Here is a 25,147-nt window from a genome sequence, read left to right as displayed (position 1 = left end):
GCACGGGGGCACGCATGAAAAATGAATGAGAAAAAAGTGGGACCTCGACGCCACGGCCGGGCGACGGGCCCCGTCGGCTTAAAGGATGGTCACGTGGACCTTGTCCTCGACCAGCAGCTCGGCCGTGCCGGCCAGGTTGGTGTAGACGTGGTACGTCACGCCGCCCACCGTGGCATTGCTGCCCTGCGTCCAGCCGTCGTCGCCGTGGGTGCCGCCGAGCAGGTCGACGTCGCCATTGGCGCCGTTGACCAGCATCTGCACCTTGCCGTCGGCCACGACCATGTCGCGCGCGCCGCCGGCCAGCACGTCGTGCGTGCTGAGCGCCAGCGTGTTGCCGCCTGCACCCAGGTCGAACTTCTCGACGCCCTGCACCTTCAGGCCGAGGGCCGACAGGTCGATGTGCATCGCCTTGCCGTCCATCACCAGGGTGTCGACACCCAGGCCGCCGTCGATGCGTGCGAAGTCGCCGCTGTGGACGCGGATGACATCGTCGCCCGCACCGCCGTGCACCGTGTCGCCCGTGCCCACCTTCGTGAAGGTGTCGTTGCCGGCGCCACCTTCGAGGCGGTCGGCATAACCGAGCCGGGCGATGAGCATGTCGTCGCTCTCGGTGTACGCCTGGGTCGCGTGGCTGAGCACGTCGGCATCGGCATCGAGATGCGTGGCCTGTGCGAGTGCATCAGGGACGACATCGTCATGCATGGCATCCGACGGCGCCATGCCGAAGGTGCCGGGAACAACGACCTTCGACCAATGGATGTTGTCAATGATGATGCCCCCGTCAGGTTCATTCTGGAGAGCGACGACCATGTAGGCAATGGCCTTTCCGGCCGGCGCGCTGAACGAATAGGTCAGACCGCTTGCGTCCCCCTTGGCCTGCTGGGCGAGGTTCTGCGCCCCAAGCACGTTGCCCTGGGCATCGTAGTAACGGACGGTATTGGTGGCGCCTTGGACCGCGTGAATCGTGTAGTCCAGCTCGGACACCGTCCAATTGAAATCGAACCGCGTCTGAGAATCCGGACCGCAAAGATACATCGTCTTGGTCCCGGAGCCGCCGCCTGACAGGGTAGGGTGGCTGGTCGCGTAGATCCCGGAGCCGGGAGAGGCGGTCGTCCCCACAACCACACAGCTGACCTTGAGGCCATTGGTCGTGGTGAAGCTCGAGCCCACTACCTTGTCCAGGTATTGAATGGCCATCGCGTCAAAGTCCTCGCCCGTGGACGTCACGCTGCCAATCCCGAGCCCATAGGGGTTCGAGCTTGCACTGACGTTGCCGGCCTTGTCGGCCTGCGTCGCGATGAAGCTGTGGTTGCCAAGGGCCAGGTCGCTCGTGGGCGTCAACGACCACTTGCCGTCGTCACCCACGATCACGGTGCCGATCACGGTGCTGCCACTCATGACGGTGACCACAGCGCCGACCTCGCCCGTTCCACTCAAGGTGGGGCGTGTGTCGTCGGTGACACCACCACTGGCCACGTTGCCTTGGGTACTGCCCACGTCGTCATGCGCGCCGGTGATGGTCACCTTCGCCGGTGGCGTCGTGTCCACCGTGAACCCGAACGCAGCCGAAGGCACGCTGGAAACGCCCGCCTTGTTGATCACGATCGCGCTGATGCTGTGGCCACCGTCGGCCAGCGGAGTGGCCGGCGTGTACGTCCAATTGCCCGACGCGTCGGACTGCACGCGCGTGACCTCCACGCCGTTGTTGAAGACGATGACGGTGCTGTTGGCTTCGGCCTTGCCCGAGAAGTCGGGGCGCGAGTCGTCGGTGGTGCCGTTGAGTGCCACATTGCCCACGATGCTGCCGACGTCGTCGACCACCGACACGATGGTCGGCTTGGCCGGCGACGTCGTGTCCACGGTGAGGTCGAACGCGGCGGTCTTGGCGCTTTCGCTCCCGCCCACCGGGGTGACGCTGGCGCGTAGGCTGTGCAGGCCTTCGCCCAACGGCGTGCCCGGCGTGAAGCTCCAGTTGCCATTGGCACCGGCCACGGTCTGACCGAGCAGGGTGCTGCCGTCATAGATCTTCACGGTGCCGCCCGCGATGGCCTTGCCCGTCAGCGTCGGGGTGGTGTCGTCGGTGAAGCCGCCGTTTGCAATGGGGCCGGTGATCGCACCCGCATCGTCCATCGCCTGGTCGATGCTGATCTGCAGCGTGACCGCCACGCCTTGCTGCACCAGCAGGTCGGCCTTGAAGCCGGAGTGCTGGTACACCTCGTAGACCACGCCGCCGACGGTGACGTTGGCGCCCTTGACCCAGTCGCCCGGGTCGGTGCCGTTGGGCAGCACGTCCATCAGCGAAACCTTGTCGCCGGCATTGCCCTTGACCATCATCTGCACGCGGCCATTGGTCACGAACTGGTCCACGGCGCCGTTTTCCATCACGTCGGCCAGCGACAGGGCGAGCGTGTTGTTGCCCGTGCCGGTGATGTCGATGATTTCCAGCGAGCTGACCTTGTGGCCGAGCGCGGTCAGATCCAGCAGCTGGTTGGCGCCGGTCAGCTTGAGCGTGTCGGTACCGCCGTTGCCGGAGATCGCCGAGTCGGCCAGGTGCTTGACGTCGGACACGACGAACTCGTTGTTGCCCGAGCCGCCATGCACGGTGCCCACCGATGCAGCGGTGAGGGTCTGCGATGCCGCGGGGTCCTTCAGTCCTGCGCTGGTCCAGTACTGCGATGCATTGCCGGCCGGGTCGACCATGGCCGCCGAGATATCGGGCAGAGGCGGGAGGGCGCTCAAGTTGTCGATCCAATGCCCCCCCAGATCGCCGATCGCCGTCACGACGAAATGGCCGATCGTTTTTCCGGCTGGCGCTTCAAAGGAAAACTTCTGCCAGTTGCCAGCTGCCGCCGGGAGAGACCCCAGGAGGTTGCCCGATACGTCATAGAACTTGATGTCCCCCGTGCCGTTGTGGCCGTACATGAAGAAGGAGACCGCGCTCTTTCCGCTCGAGAACTGATAGCTTGTCGTGAAGTTGGCACTGCTCTCCCCGGGCATGAGAACGCGGCCGTCCAGAGTGCCGCCAGTGATCTTCATCTCGGAAGAGGAGGTGATGGTCACATCGCCAGTCGTCAACGACAGCCCCACCGCTCCCGAGGGAAGATCATTGAACTTGATCATCGCGGGATTGGTGATCAACGCCTTTCCTGCCGCAATGTCGGCCGCGGTCAGCGTGTACTCGTAATAGTCGCCGCCCAGTTTCAGGCTGATCTTGTGGCCTGCGGCCACGTTGGCTGCGTTGAACTGCACCTCCAGGTCGGTGCCGACCTGGAGCACCTTGGTCGGCGCCACAGGCGCAGCGGTGTCCAGCGCCATCGCCTGCGATTGCACCGCGCCCACGTTGCCGGCGGCGTCCACCACCTGCGTCTGCACCGTCCAGTTGCCTGCGTGGCTGCTGTCGTCCTGCGCACTCCAGGCGGTGCCCGAAACGAAGGCCGCCTTCCAGGTCACGCCGCCATCGGTGGAGACCTGCAGGGTCTCGCCCGCACCGAGCGCTGCGGACAGCTTGCCCTGCAGCAGGCGCCCGGCGCTGCCGTCATTGGTCAGGTAGTCGACCTCGCTGAAGCCGCTGTCCTTGCCAACGACCGAGACCGTGGCCGTCTGCGTCGGCGCCACCGTGTCCACGGTGAAGCCGAACGCATCCGACGCCGCACTGGCGTTACCCGCCTTGTCGACGGCCGTCACGGTGATGGTGTGCACGCCGTTGCCCAATGCCGTCGCCGGCGTCCAGGTCCAGTCGCCCGAGGCATTGGCCGTCACCTTGGCGAGTTCGACGCCCTTGTCGTAGATGACCACGGTGCTGTTCGCCTCGGCCTTGCCCGAGAGCGCCGGCCTGGCATCGTTGGTGAACCCGTCCTTGCTCACGTTGCCGGTCACCGGGGCCACGTCGTCGACCACCGACACGAGGGTCGGCTTGGCCGGCGGCGTCGTGTCCACCACGAAGTTCCAGCTGCCGCTGGCCTCGCTGGTCTGGCCCAGCGGACTGGTGGACGTGGCGGTGATGCCGTGCGCACCCTCGGCCAGATTGGCCAGGGGCGTGAAGCTCCACTGGCCCGAGGCGTCGGCGACGACCTGGCCCAGCAGCGTGCTGCCGTCGTAGAACTTGACCGTGTGGTTCGCCTGTGCCGTGCCCGCCAGCGTCGGCCTGGCGTCGTTGGTGGCTTCGCCGGGTTGCAGCATGTGCGGCGTGCCCACGTCGTCGAACACGCTGTCGATCACGGGTGCGCTCGGCTTGTCGGTGACGACGGTCACCTTGTAGCGCCCGGTCGGCATGGTCTCGTTGCCGGCAGCATCGCGCTCCACGAGCGTGAAGGTGTTCAGGCCAGGGGCCAGCGGGGTGTCGACCTGGAAGGTCCACTGGCCGTTTTCGCCGATGGTGGCCTGGCCCAGTTCATGGGTGCCGGTGGCGTCTTTCACCATCACGGTGACGGTGTGGCCGGGCGTGCCGTTGCTGATGCCGCTGAGCAGCGGGCGCGTTTCATCGGTGGTGCCGCCCGAGATCACGTTGCCGGTGACCCCGCCCACGTTGTCCGTGAAGCCGCTGACGTTCAGCCGGCTGGCGTCGGGCGGGGTCACGTCGATCTCGAAGTTGAACGCGGGCGAAGGCGCGCTCTCGTTGCCGCTGCTGTCGCGCGCGACGATGGTGATGGCGTGCAGGCCTTCGAGCAGGTCGGTCGAGGGCGTGAAGGTCCAGGTGCCGTCTTCGGCGACTTCGGTGGTGCCGATCTCGGTGCCGTTGTCACGGATGACGATGGTGTCGCCCAGCGTGCCCTGGCCGCGGAATTCGGGTTGGCGGTCGTCGGTGACGCCGCCGGGGGCGATGCTGCCCAGGATGTCGCCGGCGTCGTCGGCGGCGCCGCCCACCGAAGGAGGAAGGGGCGCGAAGGTCGATGCGCCTGCGCTCATGGCGGGGGCGATGGTCGCGTGGGGGGTGACGTTCGTCTGTTCGAATGTCATGGGATTCCTATGCTCTGAAATGGGAAAGGAAGACCGGATCGGCACGCGAAACAAGCGCAGCGCGATCCAGCGTTTTGAGGGGTGGCCTACTCTAGAAATCGCCGTCGGGCCGGGCCATCGGACGAATCTGAAAGCCGGGTACGAAGGCGTAGGTCGGTGCCGAAATCGCGCACAAAGTCGTCGACAACGGCACAGGTCAAAAAGAAAAACGCGGCAGCCGCACCGGCAGCTGCCGCGTCATGCGCGGCGCTGTGGTTGCGCCGCGTGACCGACCAGCGGCCTTACAGGATGGTCACGTGGACCTTGTCCTCGACCAGCAGCTCGGCCGTGCCGGCGAGGTTGGTGTAGACGCTGTACGTCACGCCACCCACCGTGGCATTGCTGCCCTGGGCCCAGCTGTCGTCGCCGCCGAGCAGGTTCACATCGCCGTTGGCGCCGTTGACCAGCATCTGCACCTTGCCGTCGGCCACGACCATGTCGCGTGCGCCGCCGGCCAGCACGTCGTGCGTGCTCAGCGCCAGCGTGTTGCCGCCCGCACCCAGGTCGAACTTCTCCACGCCTTGCACCTTCAAGCCGAGGGCCGACAGGTCGATGTGCATCGCCTTGCCGTCCATCACCAGGGTGTCGACACCCAGGCCGCCGTCGATGTGGGCGAAGTCGCCGCTGTTGACGCGGATGACATCGTCGCCCGCACCGCCATGCACCACGTCTGCTGTGCCCACCTTGAGGAAGGTGTCGTTGCCGGTGCCGCCTTCGAGGCGGTCGGCGTAGCCGAGCCTGGCGATGATCGTGTCGTCGCTCTCGGTGTAGACCTGAGCCGGGCTGCCGACACCGTTTTCGTCTGCCGTCGCCTCTTCCAGGGGCATGTCAAAAGTGGAGGCTGGGTAGTACCACCCCCACTTCCCCCCAGGCACGCCAAGGTTCGTGATCTTGACGAATTGCGTCATGTTGCCCTGTGCATCAGCAAGTGCGAACTCGACAGGGGACCCATCGAGCAACCTATACAACTCGTTGGTTGGGTTATAGAAAGCGCCGTTGGCGATCTCCTGCGGCGTCAGCTCAAAGTAGTGAAGTGCCCCCTTGAACTTGACTACAGCGAAATCTCCTGCGACCAACTCTCCCTTGGGGAGGAAGGCGTTGAAGATCCAGCCTTGTCCCATGTTCGAGTCGTGTACATAGTACGCATGGATGCCCCCCTCCGGTCCAAACGACGGTGGCGTCGTGTCCACCGTGAACCCGAACGCCGCCGAAGGCACGCTGGCCACGCCCGCCTTGTTGATCACGATCGCGCTGATGCTGTGGCCACCGTCGGCCAGCGGCGTGGCCGGCGTGTACGTCCATTTGCCCGAGGCATCGGACTGCACACGCGTCACCTCCACACCGTTGTTGAAGACGATGACGGTGCTGTTGGCCTCGGCCTTGCCCGTGACCAGCGGCAGGGTGTCGTCGGTGAAGTCACCGCTGTACAGGTCGCCCTGCTCGCCGCCCACGTCGTCGTACACCGACACGATGACCGGCTTGGGCGGCGGCACGGTGGACACCGTGAAGCCGAAGGCATCCGACGGCACGCTGGCGTTACCGGCCTTGTCGACGGACGTCACCGTGATGGTGTGCACGGCGTTGTTCAGCGCCGCCTTCGGCGTCCAGGTCCAGTTGCCGGAGGCATCGGCCTGCACGCGGTCCACTTCCGAACCCTTGTCGTAGATGACCACGGTGCTGTTGGCCTCGGCCTTGCCCGCGAAGACGGGGCGCGGATCGTCGGTGACGCCGTTCAACGGCACGTCGCCCTGGATGGTGCCCACGTCGTCGGCCACCGACACGATGGTCGGCTTGGCCGGCGGCGTCGCGTCCACGGTGAAGTCGAACGCAGCCGAGGGCACGCTCACGTTGCCTGCGGCGTCCGTAGCGGTCACGGTCACGTTGTGCGCGCCGTTGCCCAGCGGCGTGGTCGGCGTGAAGCTCCAGTCGCCCGCGGCGTTGGCCACGACCTCGCCCAGCTCGGTGGCGCCGTCGTAGACCTTCACGGTGGCGTTGGCTTCGGCCTTGCCCATGAACTGCGGACGGGTGTCGTCGGTGACGCCGCCCTGCACCACGTTGATGGTGAGGCTGCCCACGTCGTCGAGCACCGCCACGATGGTCGGCGCGCCCGGCGCGGTGAAGTCCACGGTGAAGTCGAACACCGCCGTCTTCGCGCTCTCGCCGTGCGCCGCCGTGGTCACGGTGGCGCTCAGTTCGTACGCGCCTTCGCGCAGCGCGGTGGCCGGCGTGAGGCTCCAGTCGCCGTTGGCGTCGGCCACGACCGAGCCCAGCACGGTGGTGCCGTCGTACACCTTCACGGTGCCGCCCGGGGTGGCCTTGCCGTGCAGGGTCGGGGTGGCGTCGTCGGTGACGCCGCCCTGGGCGATCTCGCCGAGGATGTCGCCGGTGTTGTCGGTCGCGCCGGCGATGCTGACGGTCGCGGGTTGCACATCGACGGTGAAGTCGATGGCCGCGCCCGGCTGGCCGACGTTGCCGGCCACGTCGATCACGGCGTTGCTGAAGCTGTGCGCGCCCGGTGCCAGCGGCGTGGACGGCGTGAAGCTCCAATCGCCCGCGGCGTTGGCCTGCACCCTGTCGATTTCCTTGCCGTCGTCATAGATGACCACGGTGGCGTTCGGCTCGGTCTTGCCCGCGTAGGTCGGGGTGTCGTCGTCGGTCACGGTGCCGCTGGTGATCGGCCCCTTGATCTCGCCGGCGTCGTCGCTCAGCGTCGCGGCCGACGCCGGGGGCGGCGTGTAGTCGGTGGTCAGCACGAACTCGGCCGAAGGCGCGCTCGTGTTGCCCGCCTTGTCGGTGGCGGTGACGGTGAACTTGTGTTCGCCTTCTGCCAGCGGCGTGGTCGGCGTGTACACCCAGTTGCCGTTGGCGTCGGCCACGACCTTGCCCAGCTCCACGGCGCCGTCCTTGATGATCACGCTACTGCCCGCTTCGGCCTTGCCCGACAGCGTGGGCGACGGGTCGTCCGTCACGCCGCCGTTGACCAATGCACCTTGCTTGGCACCCACGTCGTCAGCTGCCGCGTCGATGCTCGGCGCGGTCGGCGCAACGGTGTCCACGGTGAAGCTGAAGACCGAGGTCGGCGTGCTCACGTTGCCCGCCAGGTCGGTGGCGACGGCGGTGATGGCGTGCGCGCCCTGGCCCAGCTCGGCCGTGGGCGTGAAGGTCCACGAACCGTCGGCCTTGACCACGGTCTCGCCCAGCAGGGTTGCGCCGTCGTACACCTTGACGGTGCTGCCGGCCTTGCCCGTGCCCTGGATCTCGGGCTTCGTGTCGTCGGTGGTGCCGTTGAGCGCGATGGCGCCCTTGATGGTGCCCTGGTCGTCCATCAGCGCGTTGATCTCCAACGTGCCAGGGATGATGTCCACGATCAGGTTCAACGGCGCGCTTTGACCGCTCGAGTTGCCCGCGGGGTCCACCACCTCGGTGGTGAGCGCGTGCGGCCCGTTGGCCAGCGGCGCGGTGGGCGTGAAGGTCCAGTCACCGTTGCCGTCGACCGGCGCACTGCCCAGCAGCGTGCCGTTGTCGTAGACCTTGACGGTCGCACCCGGCTCGGCCTTGCCGTTGAAGGTGGGCTTGTTGTCGTCGGTGGTGTCGCCGTTGGCGAGCGGACCCGTCTTGGCACCCACGTCGTCCAGCACTTCGAGACCCGTCACCTGGCCCGGAGGCGCGGTGTCGACCACGAAGTTCCAGATGCCGGTGGCGTCGCTGGTCTGGCCCACGGAGTTCGTGGCCGTGGCGGTGATGTTGTGCGTGCCGTCGGCCAGGTTGGCTTCAGGCGTGACGCTCCACTTGCCGTTGGCGTCGGCCACGACTTCACCGATCTGGGTGCCGTTGTCGTAGACCTTCACGGTGGTGCCGGCCTGCGCCGTGCCGATGATGGTCGGCCGGGCGTCGTCGGTGACTTCGCCCTTTTGCAGCATGCCCGTCTTCGGGCCTGCATCGTCCTGCACGTTCTGGATCACGGGCACGCTCGGCGGTACGCTGTCCAGGATCACGGTGTACGACGCGCTCGGTGCGGTCGCATTGCCAGCGGGATCGATTTCGATCGCGGTGAACTCGTTGCTGCCTTCCAGCAGCGGCGTGGTCACTTGCAGCGTCCACTTGCCGTCGGCGCCCACGGTCGTTTCGTTCAGCTTGTGGTTGCCCGTGCTGTCCTTGACCATCACGACGATGGTGTTGCCGGCCGTGCCGGTGCCGCTGATGACCGGACGGCTGTCGTCGGTGGTGGCACCCGAGGCCACGTTGCCTTGCACGCCACCCACGTCGTCTTCCACGCCCGTGATCGCCAGCTTGCTGGCGTCCGGCGGCGTGTAGTCGGTCGTCACCACGAACTCGGCCGAAGGCGCGCTCGTGTTGCCCGCCTTGTCGGTGGCGGTGACGGTGAACTTGTGCTCGCCTTCTGCCAGCGGCGTGGTCGGCGTGAGGCTCCAGTTGCCTTCGGCGTCGGCCACGACCTTGCCCAGCCAGGTTCCGTTGTCGTACACGACCACGGTACTGCCGGCTTCGGCCTTGCCCGACAGCGTGGGCGACGGGTCGTCCGTCACGCCGCCGTTGACCAGCGCGCCTTGCTTGGACCCCACGTCGTCCAGGACCGACTCGATGCTCGGTGCGGTCGGTGGCACGGTGTCCACGGTGAAGTTGAACGGCTTGGTCGGCTCGCTCGTGTTGCCGGCCTTGTCGGTGGCCGTGGCGGTGATGGCGTGTGCGCCCTCAGCCAGGTCGGCCGTGGGCGTGACGCTCCATGTGCCGTCGGCCTTGACCACGGTCTCGCCCACCAGGGTCGCGCCGTCGTACACCTTGATGGTGCTGCCGGCCTTGCCCGTGCCCTGGATCTCGGGGCGCGTGTCGTCGGTGACGCCGTTGGCCGTGATCGGGCCCTTCACGGTGCCCTGGTCGTCCACCAGCTTGCTGATCGAGACTTCGACCTTGGAGGTGTCCACGGTGATGTCCAGCGCCGGGCCCTTGCCGCTGGAGTTGCCAGCGGGGTCGACGACCTCGGTGCTCAGCGAGTGCGCACCGTCGCCCAGCGGTTCGGTGGGCGTGATGCTCCAGTTGCCGTCCGGGTCTGCCACGGCCGTGCCGATCTTGGTGTCGCCGTCGTACAGGTTCACGGTCGCGCCCGGCTCTGCCTTGCCCTTGAATTCGGGCTTGCTGTCGTCGGTGGTGTCACCGCTCTTGAGCGGACCTTGCACCGCACCCACGTCGTCCAGTGCTTCCTGGCCCGTGGCCGGGCCCGGAGGCGCGGTGTCGACCACGAAGTTCCAGATGCCGGTGGCATCACTGGTCTGGCCTACCGGGTTGGTGGCCGTGGCCGTGATGTTGTGCGTGCCGTCGGCCAGGTCGACCGTCGGCGTGACGCTCCACTTGCCGTTGGCGTCGGCCACGACTTCACCGATCTGGGTGCCGTTGTCGTAGACCTTCACGGTGGTGCCGGCTTGCGCCGTGCCGATGATGGTCGGGCGCGCGTCGTCGGTGACTTCACCCTTTTGCAGCATGTGCACCACGCCCACGTCGTCCTGCACGTTCTGGATCACCGGAACTTCCGGGCGACCCGTGTCGACGTTGATGCTGTACGAAGCGCTCGGTGCGGTCTGGTTGCCCGCCGGGTCCTGCTCGATGGCCGTGAACTCGTTGTTGCCCTGCAGCAGCGGCGTGGTCACTTGCAGCGTCCACTTGCCATTGGCGTCCACGTTCGTGCGGCCCAGTTCGCGGCTGCCCGTGCCGTCCTTGACCATCACGATGATGGTGTCGCCGGCCGTTCCGGTGCCGCCGATCGCAGGCAGTGCGTCGTCGGTGGTGGCGCCCGAGACCACGTTGCCCGTGATGCCGCCCACGTCGTCTTCCACGCCCGTGATCGCCAGCTTGCTGGCGTCCGGCGGCGTGTAGTCGGTGGTCAGCACGAACTCGGCCGAAGGCGCACTCGTGTTGCCCGCCTTGTCGGTGGCGGTGACGGTGAACTTGTGCTCGCCTTCTGCCAGCGGCGTGGTGGGCGTGTACACCCAGTTGCCGTTGGCGTCGGCCACGACCTTGCCCAGGAAGGCGCCGTTGTCATTGATGGTCACGGTGCTGCCCGCTTCGGCCTTGCCCGACAGCGTCGGGGACGGATCGTCCGTCACACCGCCGTTGACCAATGCACCTTGCTCGGACCCCACGTCGTCTGCCGCTGCGTCGATGCTCGGCGCGGCCGGTGGCACGGTGTCCACCGTGAAGTTGAACGCCTGGGTCGGCCCGCTCGGGTTGCCGGCCTTGTCGGTGGCCGTGGCCGTGATGGCGTGCGCGCCCTGGCCCAGATCGGCCGTGGGCGTGACGCTCCACGTACCGTCGGCCTTGACCGTCGTCTCGCCCAGCAGCGTCGCGCCGTCGTACACCTTGACGGTGCTGCCGGCCTTGCCCGTGCCCTGGATCTCGGGACGCTTGTCGTCGGTGATGCCGTTGACGGCGATGGGGCCCGTCACCGTGCCCTGGTCGTCCACCAGCGCGCTGATCCGCAGCTCACCAGGGATGGTGTCCACGATCAGGTTCAGCGGAGCGCTTTGACCGCTCGAGTTGCCCGCGGGGTCCACCACCTCGGTGGTCAGCGCGTGCGAACCGTTCGCCAGCGGCGTGGGAGGCGTGAACGTCCAGTCGCCGTTGCCGTCGACCGGCACGCTGCCCAGCAGCGTGCCGTTGTCGTAGACCTTCACGGTCGAACCCGGCTCGGCCTTGCCCTTGAACTCGGGCTTGTTGTCGTCGGTGGTGTCGCCGTTCTTCAGCGGTCCCTGCACCGCGCCCTCGTCGTCCAGCACTTCGAGGCCCGTCACCTGGCCCGGAGGCGCGGTGTCGACCACGAAGTTCCAGATGCCAGTGGCATCACTGGTCTGGCCCACCGGGTTGGTAGCGGTGGCGGTGATGTTGTGCGTGCCGTCGGCCAGGTCGGCCGTCGGCGTGACGCTCCACTTGCCATTGGCGTCGGCCACGGTCTGGCCCAGCAGCTTCGTGCCGTCGTACACCTTGATGGTGTTGCCCGCTTGCGCGGTGCCGATGATGGTCGGACGGGCGTCATCGGTGACCTGGCCCTTCTGCAGCATGCCCGTGTGAATGCCCACGTCGTCCTGCACGTTCTGGATCACCGGAACGCTTGGCGGTACGCTGTCCAGGATCACGGTGTACGACGCGCTCGGTGCGGTCGCATTGCCTGCGGGGTCCACTTCGATGGCGGTGAACTCGTTGCTGCCTTGCAGCAGCGGCGTGGTCAGCTGCAGCGTCCACTTGCCATCGGCGCCCACGGGCGCTTCGCCCAGCTTGTGGGTGCCCGTGCTGTCCTTGACCATCACGATGATGGTGTCGCCGGCCGTGCCGGTGCCGCTGATGACCGGGCGGCTGTCGTCCGTCGTCGCGCCCGAGGCCACGTTGCCCGTGATGCCGCCCACGTCGTCTTCCACGCCGGTGATCGCCAGCTTGCTGGGGTCCGGCGGCGTGTAGTCGGTGGTCAGCACGAACCCGGCCGAAGGCGCGCTCGTGTTGCCCGCCTTGTCGGTGGCGGTGACGGTGAACGTGTGCTGCTCTTCCGTCAGCGGCGTGGTGGGCGTGAGGCTCCAGTTGCCTTCGGCGTCGGCCACGACCTTGCCCAGGAAGGCGCCGTTGTCGTACACGGTCACGGTGCTGCCGGCTTCGGCCTTGCCCGACAGCGTGGGCGACGGGTCGTCCGTCACGCCGCCGTTGACCAATGCACCTTGCTCGGACCCCACGTCGTCCAGGGCCGATTCGATGCTCGGCGTGGCCGGCGGCGCGGTGTCCACGGTGAAATTGAACGCCTGGGTCGGATCGCCCGTGTTGCCTGCCAGGTCGGTGGCGGTGGCGGTGATGGCGTGCGCGCCTTCACCCAGGTCGGCCGTGGGCGTGACGCTCCACGTGCCGTCGGCCTTGACCGTCGTCTCGCCCAGCAGGGTCGAACCGTCGTACACCTTCACGGTGCTGCCGGCCTTGCCCGTGCCCTGGATCTCGGGACGCTTGTCGTCGGTCGTGCCGTTGACGGCGATGGCGCCCTTCACGTCACCCTGGTCGTCCACCAGCGCGCTGATCCGCAGTTCGCCAGGGATGGTGTCCACGGTCAGGTTCAGCGGATCGCTTTGGCCACTCGAGTTGCCCGCCGGGTCCACCACCTCGGTGGTGAGCGCGTGCGTCCCGTCCGCCAGCGGCGTGGGGGGCGTGAAGCTCCAGTCGCCGTTGGCGTCGACCGGCACGCTGCCCAGCAGCGTGCCGTTGTCGTAGACCTTCACGGTCGAACCCGGCTCAGCCTTGCCCTTGAACTCGGGCTTGGTGTCGTCGGTGGTGTCGCCGTTGTTCAACACCCCTTGCTTGCCGCCCACGTCGTCCAGCAGCTGGACGGTCGCCGCGTCGGGGGCCTTCGTGTCCACCGAGAAATTCCAGATGCCGGTGGCGGGACTGACCGCGCCCACCTCGTTGGTGGCCGTGGCGGTGATGTTGTGCGTGCCGTCCGCCAGGTTGGCGTCAGGCGTGACGCTCCACTTGCCTTCCGCGTCGGCCACGACCTGGCCCAGCAGCTTCGTGCCGTCGTAGACCCTGACCGTGCTCCCTGCCTGCGCGGTGCCGATGATGGTCGGCCGGGCGTCGTCGGTGACGTCGCCCTTTTGCAGCATGCCCTGGTGCACGCCCACGTCGTCCTGCACGTTCTGGATCACCGGCATGAGCGACGGGCCGTTTTGCAGGATCACGGTGTAGGGCGCGCTCGGTGCGGTCGTATTGCCTGCCGGGTCCACTTCGATGGCGGTGAACTCGTTGTTGCCCTGCAGCAGCGGCGTGGTCACCTGCAGCGTCCACTTGCCGTTGGCTTCCACGATCGTCTCGCCCAGCTTGTGGTTGCCCGTGCTGTCCTTGACCATCACGATGATGGTGTCGCCCGCCGTGCCGGTGCCGCTGATCGCGGGACGGCTGTCGTCGGTGGCGCTGCCCGAGGCCACGTTGCCCGTGATGCTGCCCTCGTCGTCTTCCACGCCGGTGATCGCCAGCTTGCTGGGGTCCGGCGGCGTGTAGTCGGTGGTCAGCACGAACCCGGCCGAAGGCGCGCTCGTGTTGCCCGCCTTGTCGGTGGCGCTGACGGTGAATTTGTGCTCGCCTTCGTTGAGCGGCGTGGTGGGCGTGTAGCTCCAGTCGCCGTTGGCATCGGCCACGGTCGTGCCCAGCTTGGCGTTGTTGTCGTACACGGTCACGGTGCTGCCCGCTTCGGCCTTGCCCGAGAGCGTGGGCGACGGATCGTCCGTCACGCCGCCGCTGGGAAGCCGCCCCTGCACCGAGCCCACGTCGTCCAGGGCCGCTTCGATGCTCGGCGCGGTCGGTGGCACGGTGTCCACGGTGAAGTTGAACGGCTTGGTGGGCTCGCTCGTGTTGCCTGCCAGGTCGGTGGCGGTGGCGGTGATGGCGTGCGCGCCTTCACCCAGATCGGCCGTGGGCGTGACGCTCCACGTGCCGTCGGCCTTGACCACGGTCTCGCCCAGCAGCGTCGCGCCGTCGTACACCTTGACGGTACTGCCGGCCTTGCCCGTGCCCTGGATCTCGGGACGCTTGTCGTCGGTCGTGCCGTTGGCGGCAATGGCGCCCGTCACGGCGCCCTGGTCGTCCACCAGCGTGTTGATTTCCAGCTTGCCCGGAATGCGGTCCACGATCAGGTTCAACGGATCGCCCTGGCCGCTCGAGTTGCCCGCCGGGTCCACCACCTCGGTGGTGAGTGCGTGCGGCCCTTGCGCCAGCGGCGTGGAGGGCGTGAAGCTCCAGTCGCCATTGGCGTCGACCGGCACGCTGCCCAACAGCGTGCCGTTGTCGTAGACCTTCACGGTCGAACCCGGCTCGGCCTTGCCCTTGAACTCGGGCTTGTTGTCGTCGGTGGTGTCGCCGTTCTTCAGCGGTCCCTGCACCGCGCCCTCGTCGTCCAGCACCTCGAGGCCCGTCACCTGGCCCGGAGGCGCGGTGTCGACCACGAAGTTCCAGATGCCGGTGGCGTCGCTGGTCTGGCCCACCGGGTTGGTGGCCGTGGCGGTGATGTTGTGCGTGCCGTCGGCCAGGTCGGCCGTCGGCGTGACGCTCCACTTGCCGTTGGCGTCGGCCACAGTCTCGCCCAGCAGCTTCGTGCCGTCGTAGACCTTGATGGTGTTGCCCGCTTGTGCGGTGCCGATGATGGTCGGCCGCGCGTCGTCGGTGACCTGGCCCTTCTGCAGCATGCCCTGGAACACGCCCACGTCGTCCTGCACGTTCTGGATCACCGGCACGCTCGGCGGCACGCTGTCCAGGATCACGGTGTACGACGCGCTCGGTGCGGTCGCGTTGCCCGCCGGGTCCACTTCGATGGCGGTGAACTCGTTGCTGCCTTGCAGCAGCGGCGTGGTCACCTGCAGCGTCCACTTGCCGTTGGCCTCCACGATCGTCTTGCCCAGCTCACGGCTGCCCGTGCTGTCCTTGACCATCACGATGATGGTGTCGCCGGCCGTGCCGGTGCCGCTGATCGCGGGACGGCTGTCGTCGGTCTTCTCGCCCGAGGCCACGTTGCCCGTGATGCCGCCCACGTCGTCTTCCACGCCCGTGATCGCCAGCTTGCTGGGATCCGGTGGCGTGTAGTCGGTGGTCAGCACGAACTCGGCCGAAGGCGCGCTCGTGTTACCCGCCTTGTCGGTGGCGCTGACGGTGAATTTGTGCTCGCCTTCGTTGAGCGGCGTGGTGGGCGTGTAGCTCCAGTTGCCTTCGGCGTCGGCCACGACCTTGCCCAGGAAGGCGCCGTTGTCGTTGATGGTCACGGTGCTGCCGGCTTCGGCCTTGCCCGAGAGCGTGGGCGACGGGTCGTCCGTCACGCCGCCGTTGACCAATGCACCCTGCTTGGCGCCCACGTCGTCCAGCGCCGATTCGATGCTCGGCGTGGTCGGCGCCACGGTGTCCACCGTGAAGTTGAACGCCTGGGTCGGTTCGCTCACGTTGCCAGCCTTGTCGGTCGCGGTCACGGTGATGCTGTGCGCGCCGTCGGCCAATGCCGTGCCGGGCGTGACGCTCCACGTGCCGTCGGGCTTGACCGTCGTCTCGCCCAGCAGGGTCGCGCCGTCGTACACCTTGACGGTGCTGCCGGGCTTGCCCGTGCCCTGGATTTCGGGGCGCGCATCGTCGGTGTTGCCGTTGGGGGCGATGGCGCCCTGGATGGTGCCCTGGTCGTCGATCAGCTTGCCGAGGGTCACGACGCCAGGAATGGCATCCACCACCACGTTCAGCGCATCGCCCTGGCCGCTGCTGTTGCCGGCGGGGTCGACCACTTCGGTGGTGAAGGCGTGCTCGCCGCTGGTCAGCGGGGCGGTGGGCGTGAAGCTCCAGTCGCCGTTCTCGTCCACCGGCGCTTCGCCGATCTTGGTGCCGTTGTCGTACACGTTCACGGTGGCGCCCGGCTCGGCCTTGCCGCTGAAGGTCGGACGGTCGTCGTCGGTGGTCTCGCCGTCCTTCAGCGCACCCTGCTTGCCACCCACGTCGTCGGTCACGACGAGGTCGGTGACCTGGCCCGGCGGCGTGGCGTCGACCACGAAGTTCCAGATGCCGGTGGCGTCGCTGGTCTGGCCCACGGGGTTGGTGGCCGTGGCGGTGATGTTGTGCGTGCCGTCGGCCAGGTCGGCTTCGGGCGTGATGCTCCACTTGCCGTTGGCGTCGGCCACGGTCTGGCCCAGCAGCTTGGTGCCGTCGTAGACCTTGATGGTGTTGCCCGCTTGCGCGGTGCCGATGATGGTCGGCCGCGCGTCGTCGGTGACCTGGCCCTTCTGCAGCATGCCCTGGTGCGGGCCCACGTCGTCCTGCACGTTCTGAATCACGGGCACGCTCGGCGGCACGCTGTCCAGGATCACGGTGTAGGGCGCGGTGGGCGCGGTGTGGTTGCCCGTGGGGTCCATCTCGATGGCGGTGAACTCGTTCTTGCCTTGCAGCAGCGGCGTGTTCACCTGCAGCGTCCACTTGCCGTCGGCCTCCACGATCGCGCGGCCCAGCTCGCGGCTGCCCGTGCTGTCCTTGACGGTCACGATGATGGTGTCGCCGGCCGTGCCGGTGCCGCTGAGCAGCGGACGGCTGTCGTCGGTCTTGCCGCCCGAGGCCACGTTGCCCGTGACTTCGCCCACGTCGTCGGCCACGCCCGTGATGGCCAGCTTGCTGGCATCGGGCGGGGTCACGTCGATCTCGAAATCGAAGGGGTCGGAGGGCTTGCTCTCGTTGCCGGCCGGGTCGCGCGCGATGACGGTGATGGAATGGTCACCCTCCTTCAGGTCGGTCGAGGGCGTGAAGGTCCAGGCGCCGTTCTCGTCCACGTCGGTGGTGCCGATCACGGTGTCACCGTCCTTGATGACGATGGTGTCGCCCGGCGTGCCTTCGCCATGGAACTCGGGCTGGCGGTCGTCGGTGACGCCACCCGGGGTGATGGGGCCCTGGTACTCGCCCATGTTGTCGTTGGCGCCGCCCACCTGGGGCTGCGCGGGCGGGGTGATGTCGACGACGAAATCGAACGGGTCGGAGGGCTCGCTCTCGTTGCCCGCGGGGTCGCGCTCGACGATGGTGATGGAGTGCTCGCCCTCGCTCAGGTCGGTCGGCGGCGTGAAGGTCCACACGCCGTCCCCGTTCACTTCGACGCGGCCGATTTCCTCGCCGTGGTCCTGCACGATGATGGTGTCGCCCGGGGTGCCCTGGCCGTTGAACTCGGGACGCTGGTCGTCCGTCGCGCCGCCCGGGGGCACGCGGCCCTTGATGGGGCCCACGTCGTCGATGACGGCGCCGGGGCCTTCGCTGCTGCCGCCGTTCCACTCGGGCTTGGGCGGCGGGGTGGTGTCGACGGCGAACTCGAACGGATCCGAAGGCTCGCCTTCACGGCCGGCCGGATCGCTCTCGGTGATGGTGATGGAGTGGTTGCCCTCGCTCAGGTCCTTCGGTGGCGTGAAGTGCCACGCGCCGTTGCCGTCCACAAGGGTCTTGCCGATTTCTTTGCCGTTGTCGTACATGGTGATGGTATTGCCGGGTGTGCCGGTTCCGAAAAAATCAGGTCGCGTGTCGTCGGTCTGGCCGCCGGGTTGGATCTGGCCCTTGATGGGGCCGACGTCGTCGTAGGCACCGCCAATGCCGTCGAAGCCGGGCTTGCCGGGCGGGCGCACGTCGGGCGGGGGCAGCACGGGCGGAAGGCTGGGCGCGGTATCACCGTCGCTGCCGCTGGCCGCGGCAATGGCGCCGAGGCCGAGCGCGGCCAGGCCGCCAGTCATCAGCAGGGGCAACATGCCGCCGAAGAAGTCGTTGCCGGCGGCCGCTTCGGTGCCGGCCAGGTACGGCGCACCCGCGCCGTACGAATCGCCGCCCAGCGCCACGGGCGCCGACTGGCCTTCGGCCAGCGCGTAGATGTCGCCCGCGCCGTCGGTGCGCGCATACGCATACAACTGGCCGTCCTCGGCCACGCCGTACAGGCCCACGGGTTCGGACTGCGCGTAGTAGCCCTCGAGCACCAGGCCCGGGCTCGTCTCGCCTTCGAGCGTGATCTGCAGGTCGTTGCCCACGCGCGTGAGCGTCACGTTCTCGGGCGCAAAACCGTCATCGCCCTTGAGCAGGTACTTCGCACCCTTCTGGACCTTGATGCGGACCGGCGCCTTGCCGTTCGTTGCCGCTTCCACCGTGTGATCGATGTTCCTGCCGTTGCTGTTGACGACGACCTTCGTCTTCTTGGTTGCCATGAGATTCCTAGTGCTTGCTGAATGAAAAAACGGGACCGCAGCGGCACGCGCACGCGCAGCGCCAACTCTTGCGGTTTGTTGACCAATGACTTTAGGAAGACGGTCCCGTTCCATCCATCGGACGAGTCCGAAAGCGGGTGCGACAAACATAGGCACAGGGCGAAACTGTGAACAAAGCCCCCAGGAGTTCGTACAAAGCACAAGGCCCTCGCGAGTCAGCGACTCGCAAGGGCCTTGAAGAAGACAGCGCCGCAGCGCGAAGCGGTCAGCGTCCGAGGTCTTTGGCGGACACGCCGCCGATGCCCCAGTTTTCCTTGGGCATGTCGTGCAGCCACACGCGCACGTTCTCCTTCGGCACGTCGACGGCCTCGACGATGGCGCGGGTCACTTTCTCGATCAGCGCGCGCTTCTGTTCTTCGGTGCGGCCTTCGATGAGGTAGATCTGTGCAAAGGGCATTCGTGTACTCCTGTGGTGTGCTTCAGTGGTTGATGCAGATCAGACGAAGCGCAGGCCCACGCTGCCCATGCCCTGCACCTTCAGCGTGACGGCATCGCCCGCCTGCACGGCCACGGCCTCGGTGATGCCGCCCGACAGGATCAGCGTGCCCGCCGGTATCTCCTCGCCGCGCGCGCCCAGGTGGTTGGCCAGCATCGCAATCGCCGCGGCCGGGTGGCCGAGCACCGCGGCGCCCGCGCCGAAGGCCACGGGCTGGCCGTTCTTCTCCAGCACGATGCCCACGGTGCGCAGGTCGACCTCGCTCGCGGGCACGGCGCGTCCGCCCACCACGAAGCGCGAGGCCGAGGTGTTGTCGGCCACCACGCTCTTCAGGTCGAACTTGAAGTCGCGGTAGCGGCTGTCGATCACCTCGATGCCCGGCAGCACGAAGTCGGTGGCCGCGAGCACGGCGCCGATGTGGCAGCCCGGGCCGCTGAGCGCGCGCTTCGTGACGAACGCGATCTCGGGCTCGACCTTCGGATGGATGAGCTCGCTCACCTTGCACTCGCCGCCTTCGGGCAGCGCGTAGTTGTCGGCCATGAAGCCGAAGACCGGCGTGGTCACGCCCATCTGCTTCATCTTGGCGTGCGAGGTGAGCCCGGCCTTCAGCCCGATGATGCGGTGGCCGCGCGCGAGCTTGCGGCGGCGGATCTCGTTCTGGATGGCGTAGGCATCGTCCCAGTCCATCTCGGGATGTTCGTCGGTGATCTTGGGCGTGTCGCGCGCTTCCAGCTCGCAGGTCTCCAGGTGCTCGGCGAGCGCGGCGATGGTGTTCTTGTCGAGCTTCATGCCGCCACTCCTTCCTGTTGCTGCTGCACAGCCTGGCGTGCGCGGGCCAGCGTGATGGCCGTGTCTTCGATCATGTCTTCCTGCCCGCCGACCATGCCGCGCCGGCCCAGCTCCACCAGGATCTCGCGCGCGGGCACGCCGTACTTCTTCTCGGCGCGCTTGGCGAACAGCAGGAAGCTCGAGTACACGCCCGCGTAGCCCAGCGTGAGCGAGTCGCGGTCGACGCGGATCATGTGGTCCATGATCGGCACCACGCGGTCCTCGGCCACGTCCTGGATGCGGAACACATCGACACCGGTCTCGATGCCCATGCGGTCGCACACCGCCACGAACACCTCCATCGGCGTGTTGCCCGCGCCCGCGCCCAGGCCTGCGGCGGCAGCGTCGATGCGGTTGGCGCCGGCCGCAACGGCCGCGACCGAATTGGCCACGCCCATCGCGAGGTTGTGATGGCCATGAAAGCCCAGCTCGGTGTCGGCCTTGAGCGCCGCGCGCACCGCGCCGATGCGCGCCGTGACATCGTCCGGCAGCATGTAGCCGGCCGAGTCGGTCACGTAGATGCAGTTGGCGCCGTAGCCTTCCATGAGCAGCGCCTGGCGCACCAGCGTCTCGGGCGAGGCCATGTGGGCCATCATGAGAAAGCCCACCGTGTCCATGCCGAGCCGGCGCGCCATGGTGATGTGCTGCTCGGACACGTCGGCCTCGGTGCAGTGCGTGGCCACGCGCACGGTGTGCACGCCCAGGCCGTGCGCCATGCGCAGGTGGTCCACGGTGCCGATGCCGGGAATCAGGAGCGCCGACACCTTGGCCTGCTTCATCAGCGGGATCACGGCGCCCAGATACGCTTCGTCGGAATGCGCGGGAAAGCCGTAGTTGACCGAGCTGCCGCCCAGGCCGTCGCCGTGCGTCACCTCGATCAGCGGCACGCCCGCTTCGTCGAGCCCGCTGGCGATGTGCGTCATCTGTTCGAGCGTCATCAGGTGGCGCTTGGGGTGCATGCCGTCGCGCAGCGTCATGTCGTGCAGGGTGACGCGGCGGCCCTGCAGGTGGGTGTTCGTGGGGGTGGTCATGGGTGTGCTCCTAGGCCACGGCGGGCTCGGGTTGCGGGAGGCTGGCGAGCATCGCTTCGGCGAACATTTCGGCCGTGCGCGCCGCGGCGGCGGTCATGATGTCGAGGTTGCCGGCGTACTTGGGCAGGTAGTCGCCCAGGCCCTCGACCTCCAGGTAGATCGACACGCGGTGGCCGTCGAACACCGGTCCGTTCACGAGCTTGTAGCCCGGCACGTACTTGCGCACCTCGGCGATCATTTCGTGCACCGAGGCCGTGATGCGCGCCTCGTCGGGTGGGCCTTCGGTGAGGCAGTGCACCGTGTCGCGCATGATCAGCGGCGGCTCGGCCGGGTTGACGATGATGATCGCCTTGCCCTTGGCCGCGCCACCCACGCGCTCGACCGCACCGGCCGTGGTGCGCGTGAATTCGTCGATGTTCTTGCGCGTGCCCGGGCCGACCGAGCGGCTCGACACGGTGGCCACGATCTCGCCGTAGGCCACGGGCTGCACGCGCGACACGGCCGCCACCATCGGGATGGTGGCCTGCCCGCCGCAGGTGACCATGTTGACGTTGGCCGGCCGCGCGCCGCCTTCCATCAGCAGGCTCTTCAAGTTGACCGGCGGCACGCAGAACGGGCCGATGGCCGCGGGCGTGAGGTCGATCATGAGCACGCCCAGCGCGTTGAGCTTGGCGCTGTTCTCGGCATGCACGTAGGCGCTGGTGGCGTCGAACGCAATCTGCACGCCGTCGGCCTGCACATGCGGCAAGAGACCGTCCACGCCCTCGGCCGTGGTCTTCAGGCCCATCTCGCGGGCGCGCTTCAGGCCGTCGGATTCGGGGTCGATGCCCACCATCCACACGGGTTCGAGCACCGGGCTGCGTTGCAGCTTGGCGAGCAGGTCGGTGCCGATGTTGCCGGGGCCGATCAGCGCGCACTTGATCTTCGTCGGGGTCGTCATGGGGTTGTCTCCTTCAGTGGAAGCGCACCGAGCAGCCACCGAGGCCGCCGATCGAGACGCGGAAGTTGTCGCCGGCCTTGGCGGGGAACATCGCGGCGAGCGCGCCCGACAGAATCACCTCGCCCGCCTTGAGCCCGATGCCCAGCGCACCGAGCGTGTTGGCCAGCCACGCGACCGCGTTCACCGGCGAGCCGAGCGCGGCGGCGCCCGCGCCGGTGGCGATGATTTCGCCGTTCTTCTCCAGCACCATGCCGCAGGTCGCCAGGTCGATGCGGCGCGGATCGACCGCGTGGTCGCCGAGCACGAACACGCCGCACGAAGCGTTGTCGGCCACGGTGTCGGCGATCTGGATCTTCCAGTCGCGGATGCGCGAATCGACGATCTCGAAGCAGGGCATCACGCACTCGGTGGCGGCCAGCACATCGGCGTTGCCGATGCCGGGACCCATGAGGTCGCGCTTGAGCAGGAAGGCGATCTCGCCCTCGGCCTTGGGCTGGATGAGCGTGCGGCTGTCGATCGACTCGCCCTCGCCGACGACCATGCCGTCGAGCAGGTAGCCGAAGTCGGGCTGGAACACGCCCAGCATGTTCATCACGGCGCGCGAGGTGACGCCGATCTTCTTGCCGACGACGCGCTCGCCGGCGTCGAGGCGGCGCGCGATCATGCGTTGCTGGATGCCATAGGCGTCGGCGATGGTGATGCCTGCGTGCCGGCTGGTGAGCGGCTCCACGACGCTGCGCTCGCGCAGCGCGTCGTAGAGCTCGTCGCCGAGCCGCTGGATGAGGGTGGGGTCCATGGTGGGTTCTGTCCTTTGCTCTGTCTCGGGTGAATCAATCAATCGGTCGATCGGCTTCGTTCAGGAAGTCGCCGACCAGGCGGGCGAAGCGCGCGCTGTGCTCGATCTGCGTCCAGTGGCCGCAGCGGCCGAACACGTGCAGCTGGCTGCGGGGAATCCACTGGCTCAGCGTGAGCGAGGTGGCCAGCGGGATCACCTGGTCTTCGCGGCCGTGGATCAGCAGCGTCTCGTGCGGCAATGCGCGAATGGCGGCCTCCGGGCTCGCCATGGCATCGACCCAGCGCTGGCGCGGCGCCGGGAACATCGCGCCGAAGGTCTCCTGGAAACCGGGCCGCATGCTGGCCTCGTAGCGCAGCTGCGCGAGCTCGTCGGTGACGAGGGCGCGGTCGAACGCGAACACGTCCATGATCCGGCGCATGTTCGCGAACGAGGGCGTGTAGCCCCACACCGCGTCGAGCCCCGGCGTGATCGCGAAGGGCACGCCCACGCTGCCCATGAGCACCAGCCGGCGCACGCGGTGCGGCGCGCGGATGGCCAGCGCCAATGCCAGCGCGCCGCCGAAGGAGTTGCCCACCACGTCGGCGCGTTCGATGTCGAGCGCGTCGAGCAGGTCGAGCGCCTGCTGCACCCAGGCGTCCATCGTGTAGGCCGCGCCGGGCACGCGCTCGGTGAAGCCGAAGCCGGCCATGTCGGGCGCGATCACGCGGCGCGTCTGCGCGAGCACCGGCAGCACCAGCCGCCAGTTGGTCCACGCACTCACGCCCGGGCCCGAGCCGTGGATGAAGAGCACCGGCGCGCCCTCGCCCAGGTCGTGGACGTTGGTGTGGAACGCACCCGTGCGGATGCTGTTCGCGATTTCGGGGTTGCTCACCGCCAGGCCCTCACAGCTTGATGCAGACGTTGCGAAGTTCTGTGTAGAACTCGAGCGAATGCACGCCGCCCTCGCGGCCGATGCCCGACGACTTGGCGCCGCCGAAGGCCGTGCGCAGGTCGCGCAGGAACCAGCTGTTGACCCAGCAGATGCCGACCTGCACCTGCTTGGCCACGCGGTGCGCGCGGCCCAGGTTCTCGGTCCACACGGTGGTCGCCAGGCCGTAGTCGGTGGCGTTGGCCAACGCGATGGCTTCTTCCTCGGTGTCGAAGGGCGCGATGTGGCAGCAGGGGCCGAAGATTTCCTCGCGGATCACCGAGGCCGTCTCGGGCAGGCCGGTCCAGATGGTGGGCTGCACCCAGTGGCCCTCGGCCAGCGCGCCGGGCATCGACGGCACGCCGCCGCCGGTGACGACGGTGGCGCCTTCCTTCACGGCCTTCGCGTAGTACGACAGCACCTTCTGCTGGTGCTCGCGCGAGATCAGCGGTCCGATGCCCACGCCGGCTTCTTCCGACGGCCCCGGCTTCAGCGCCTCGGCCCTGGCCTTGAGCGCCGCGACGAACTTTTCGAAGATCGGCCGCTGCACGTAGACGCGCTCCGTGCCCAGGCACACCTGCCCGCAGTTCTCGAAGGCCGAGCGCGTGATGCCGGCCACGGCCTTGTCGAAATCGGCGTCGGCGAACACGATGCCGGCGTTCTTGCCGCCCAGCTCGAAGGACACGGGCCGCACGCCCTTGGCGGCCGCCCCCATGATGGCCTCGCCAGTGCGCGTCTCGCCCGTGAAGGTGATGCCGTCCACGCCCGGGTGCGTGGTGAGGAACTCGCCGGCCGAGTCGGGCCCGAAGCCGTGCACCACGTTGTAGACGCCCGGCGGGATGCCGACCGCGTTCATCACCTCGCCCAGCAGCGTGGCGGTGGCCGGCGTTTCTTCCGAGGGCTTGACCACCACCGTGTTGCCGCAGGCCAGTGCGGGGCCGACCTTCCAGGTCATGAGCAACAGGGGCAGGTTCCACGGGCACACGACGCCGATCACGCCCAGCGGCGAGCGCACCGCGTAGTTCAGCGCCTGCCCGCCGTCAGGCGTGGCCATCTCGAAGCTCTCGGTGGGCACGTTCTTCACGATGTCGGCAAACACCTTGAAGTTGGCCGCGCCGCGCGGGATGTCGACGTGCGAAGCCAGCGCGTGCGGCTTGCCGGTGTCGGCCATCTCGGCCGCCAGGAAGTCGTCGAAGCGCCGGTTGATCTCGTCGGCCACCGCATGCAGCAGCTCCGTGCGGCGCGCGACGCTCATGCGGCCCCACTCGCCGTTCAGTGCCGCGCGTGCGGCGCGCACGGCCGCATCGACCTCGCCGCGGCCGGCTTCGTGCACCTTTCCGATGACGCGGTTGTCCACGGGCGCGCGGTTGTCGAAGGTCTTCGTCGTGGCGACGAACTCGCCGCCGATGAAGTTCATGAACTGTTTCATCGCACCG

8 protein-coding genes and 1 pseudogene are annotated in these 25,147 nt (G+C 67.9%); all 9 read right to left on the bottom strand.

Going from position 1 to position 25,147, the window contains the following annotated elements:
- Positions 1-78: 78 nt before the first annotated feature.
- The 9 genes and pseudogenes from AC07OX_RS22260 to AC07OX_RS22220 all read right to left on the bottom strand — a co-directional run bounded on the left by AC07OX_RS22260 (position 79) and on the right by AC07OX_RS22220 (position 25,140).
- Positions 79-4,956, bottom strand: coding sequence for an Ig-like domain-containing protein (locus AC07OX_RS22260; RefSeq protein WP_495262374.1), 4,878 nt, complete (start codon positions 4,954-4,956; stop codon positions 79-81).
- Between the two features lie 281 nt (positions 4,957-5,237).
- Positions 5,238-18,713 (bottom strand): Ig-like domain-containing protein, encoded by a 13,476-nt coding sequence (locus tag AC07OX_RS22255; RefSeq protein ID WP_495262375.1) that lies wholly within the window; start codon positions 18,711-18,713, stop codon positions 5,238-5,240.
- Positions 18,714-18,978: 265 nt separating this feature from the next.
- Positions 18,979-19,176 (bottom strand): annotated as a pseudogene (gene thmT, locus AC07OX_RS22250) (2-hydroxymuconate tautomerase); the annotation flags it as partial.
- Positions 19,177-19,209: 33 nt separating this feature from the next.
- Positions 19,210-19,998, bottom strand: a complete 789-nt coding sequence (gene dmpH / locus AC07OX_RS22245) for a 2-oxo-3-hexenedioate decarboxylase (protein WP_095746803.1) — start codon at positions 19,996-19,998, stop codon at positions 19,210-19,212.
- Positions 19,995-21,068, bottom strand: coding sequence for a 4-hydroxy-2-oxovalerate aldolase (gene dmpG, locus AC07OX_RS22240; protein ID WP_495262376.1), 1,074 nt, complete (start codon positions 21,066-21,068; stop codon positions 19,995-19,997). Before dmpG ends, dmpH begins: the two co-directional genes overlap by 4 nt.
- Positions 21,069-21,078: 10 nt before the next feature.
- On the bottom strand, positions 21,079-22,008 hold the full coding sequence (locus tag AC07OX_RS22235; protein WP_062475133.1) for an acetaldehyde dehydrogenase (acetylating): 930 nt from the start codon (positions 22,006-22,008) through the stop codon (positions 21,079-21,081).
- 13 nt (positions 22,009-22,021) lie between these two features.
- Positions 22,022-22,804 (bottom strand): 2-oxopent-4-enoate hydratase, encoded by a 783-nt coding sequence (gene dmpE / locus AC07OX_RS22230; RefSeq protein WP_070062782.1) that lies wholly within the window; start codon positions 22,802-22,804, stop codon positions 22,022-22,024.
- Positions 22,805-22,838: 34 nt separating this feature from the next.
- Positions 22,839-23,681, bottom strand: coding sequence for an alpha/beta fold hydrolase (locus AC07OX_RS22225; RefSeq protein ID WP_495262462.1), 843 nt, complete (start codon positions 23,679-23,681; stop codon positions 22,839-22,841).
- A gap of 4 nt (positions 23,682-23,685) precedes the next feature.
- Complete coding sequence (locus AC07OX_RS22220) at positions 23,686-25,140, bottom strand: 2-hydroxymuconic semialdehyde dehydrogenase (RefSeq protein ID WP_495262377.1); 1,455 nt, start codon at positions 25,138-25,140, stop codon at positions 23,686-23,688.
- Positions 25,141-25,147: the final 7 nt, after the last annotated feature.

The organism is Variovorax sp. GW821-FHT09D07, assembly GCF_059416345.1.
Note: the sequence above shows the minus strand (reverse complement) of the source record. Positions and strands in the feature narration are given on the sequence as shown.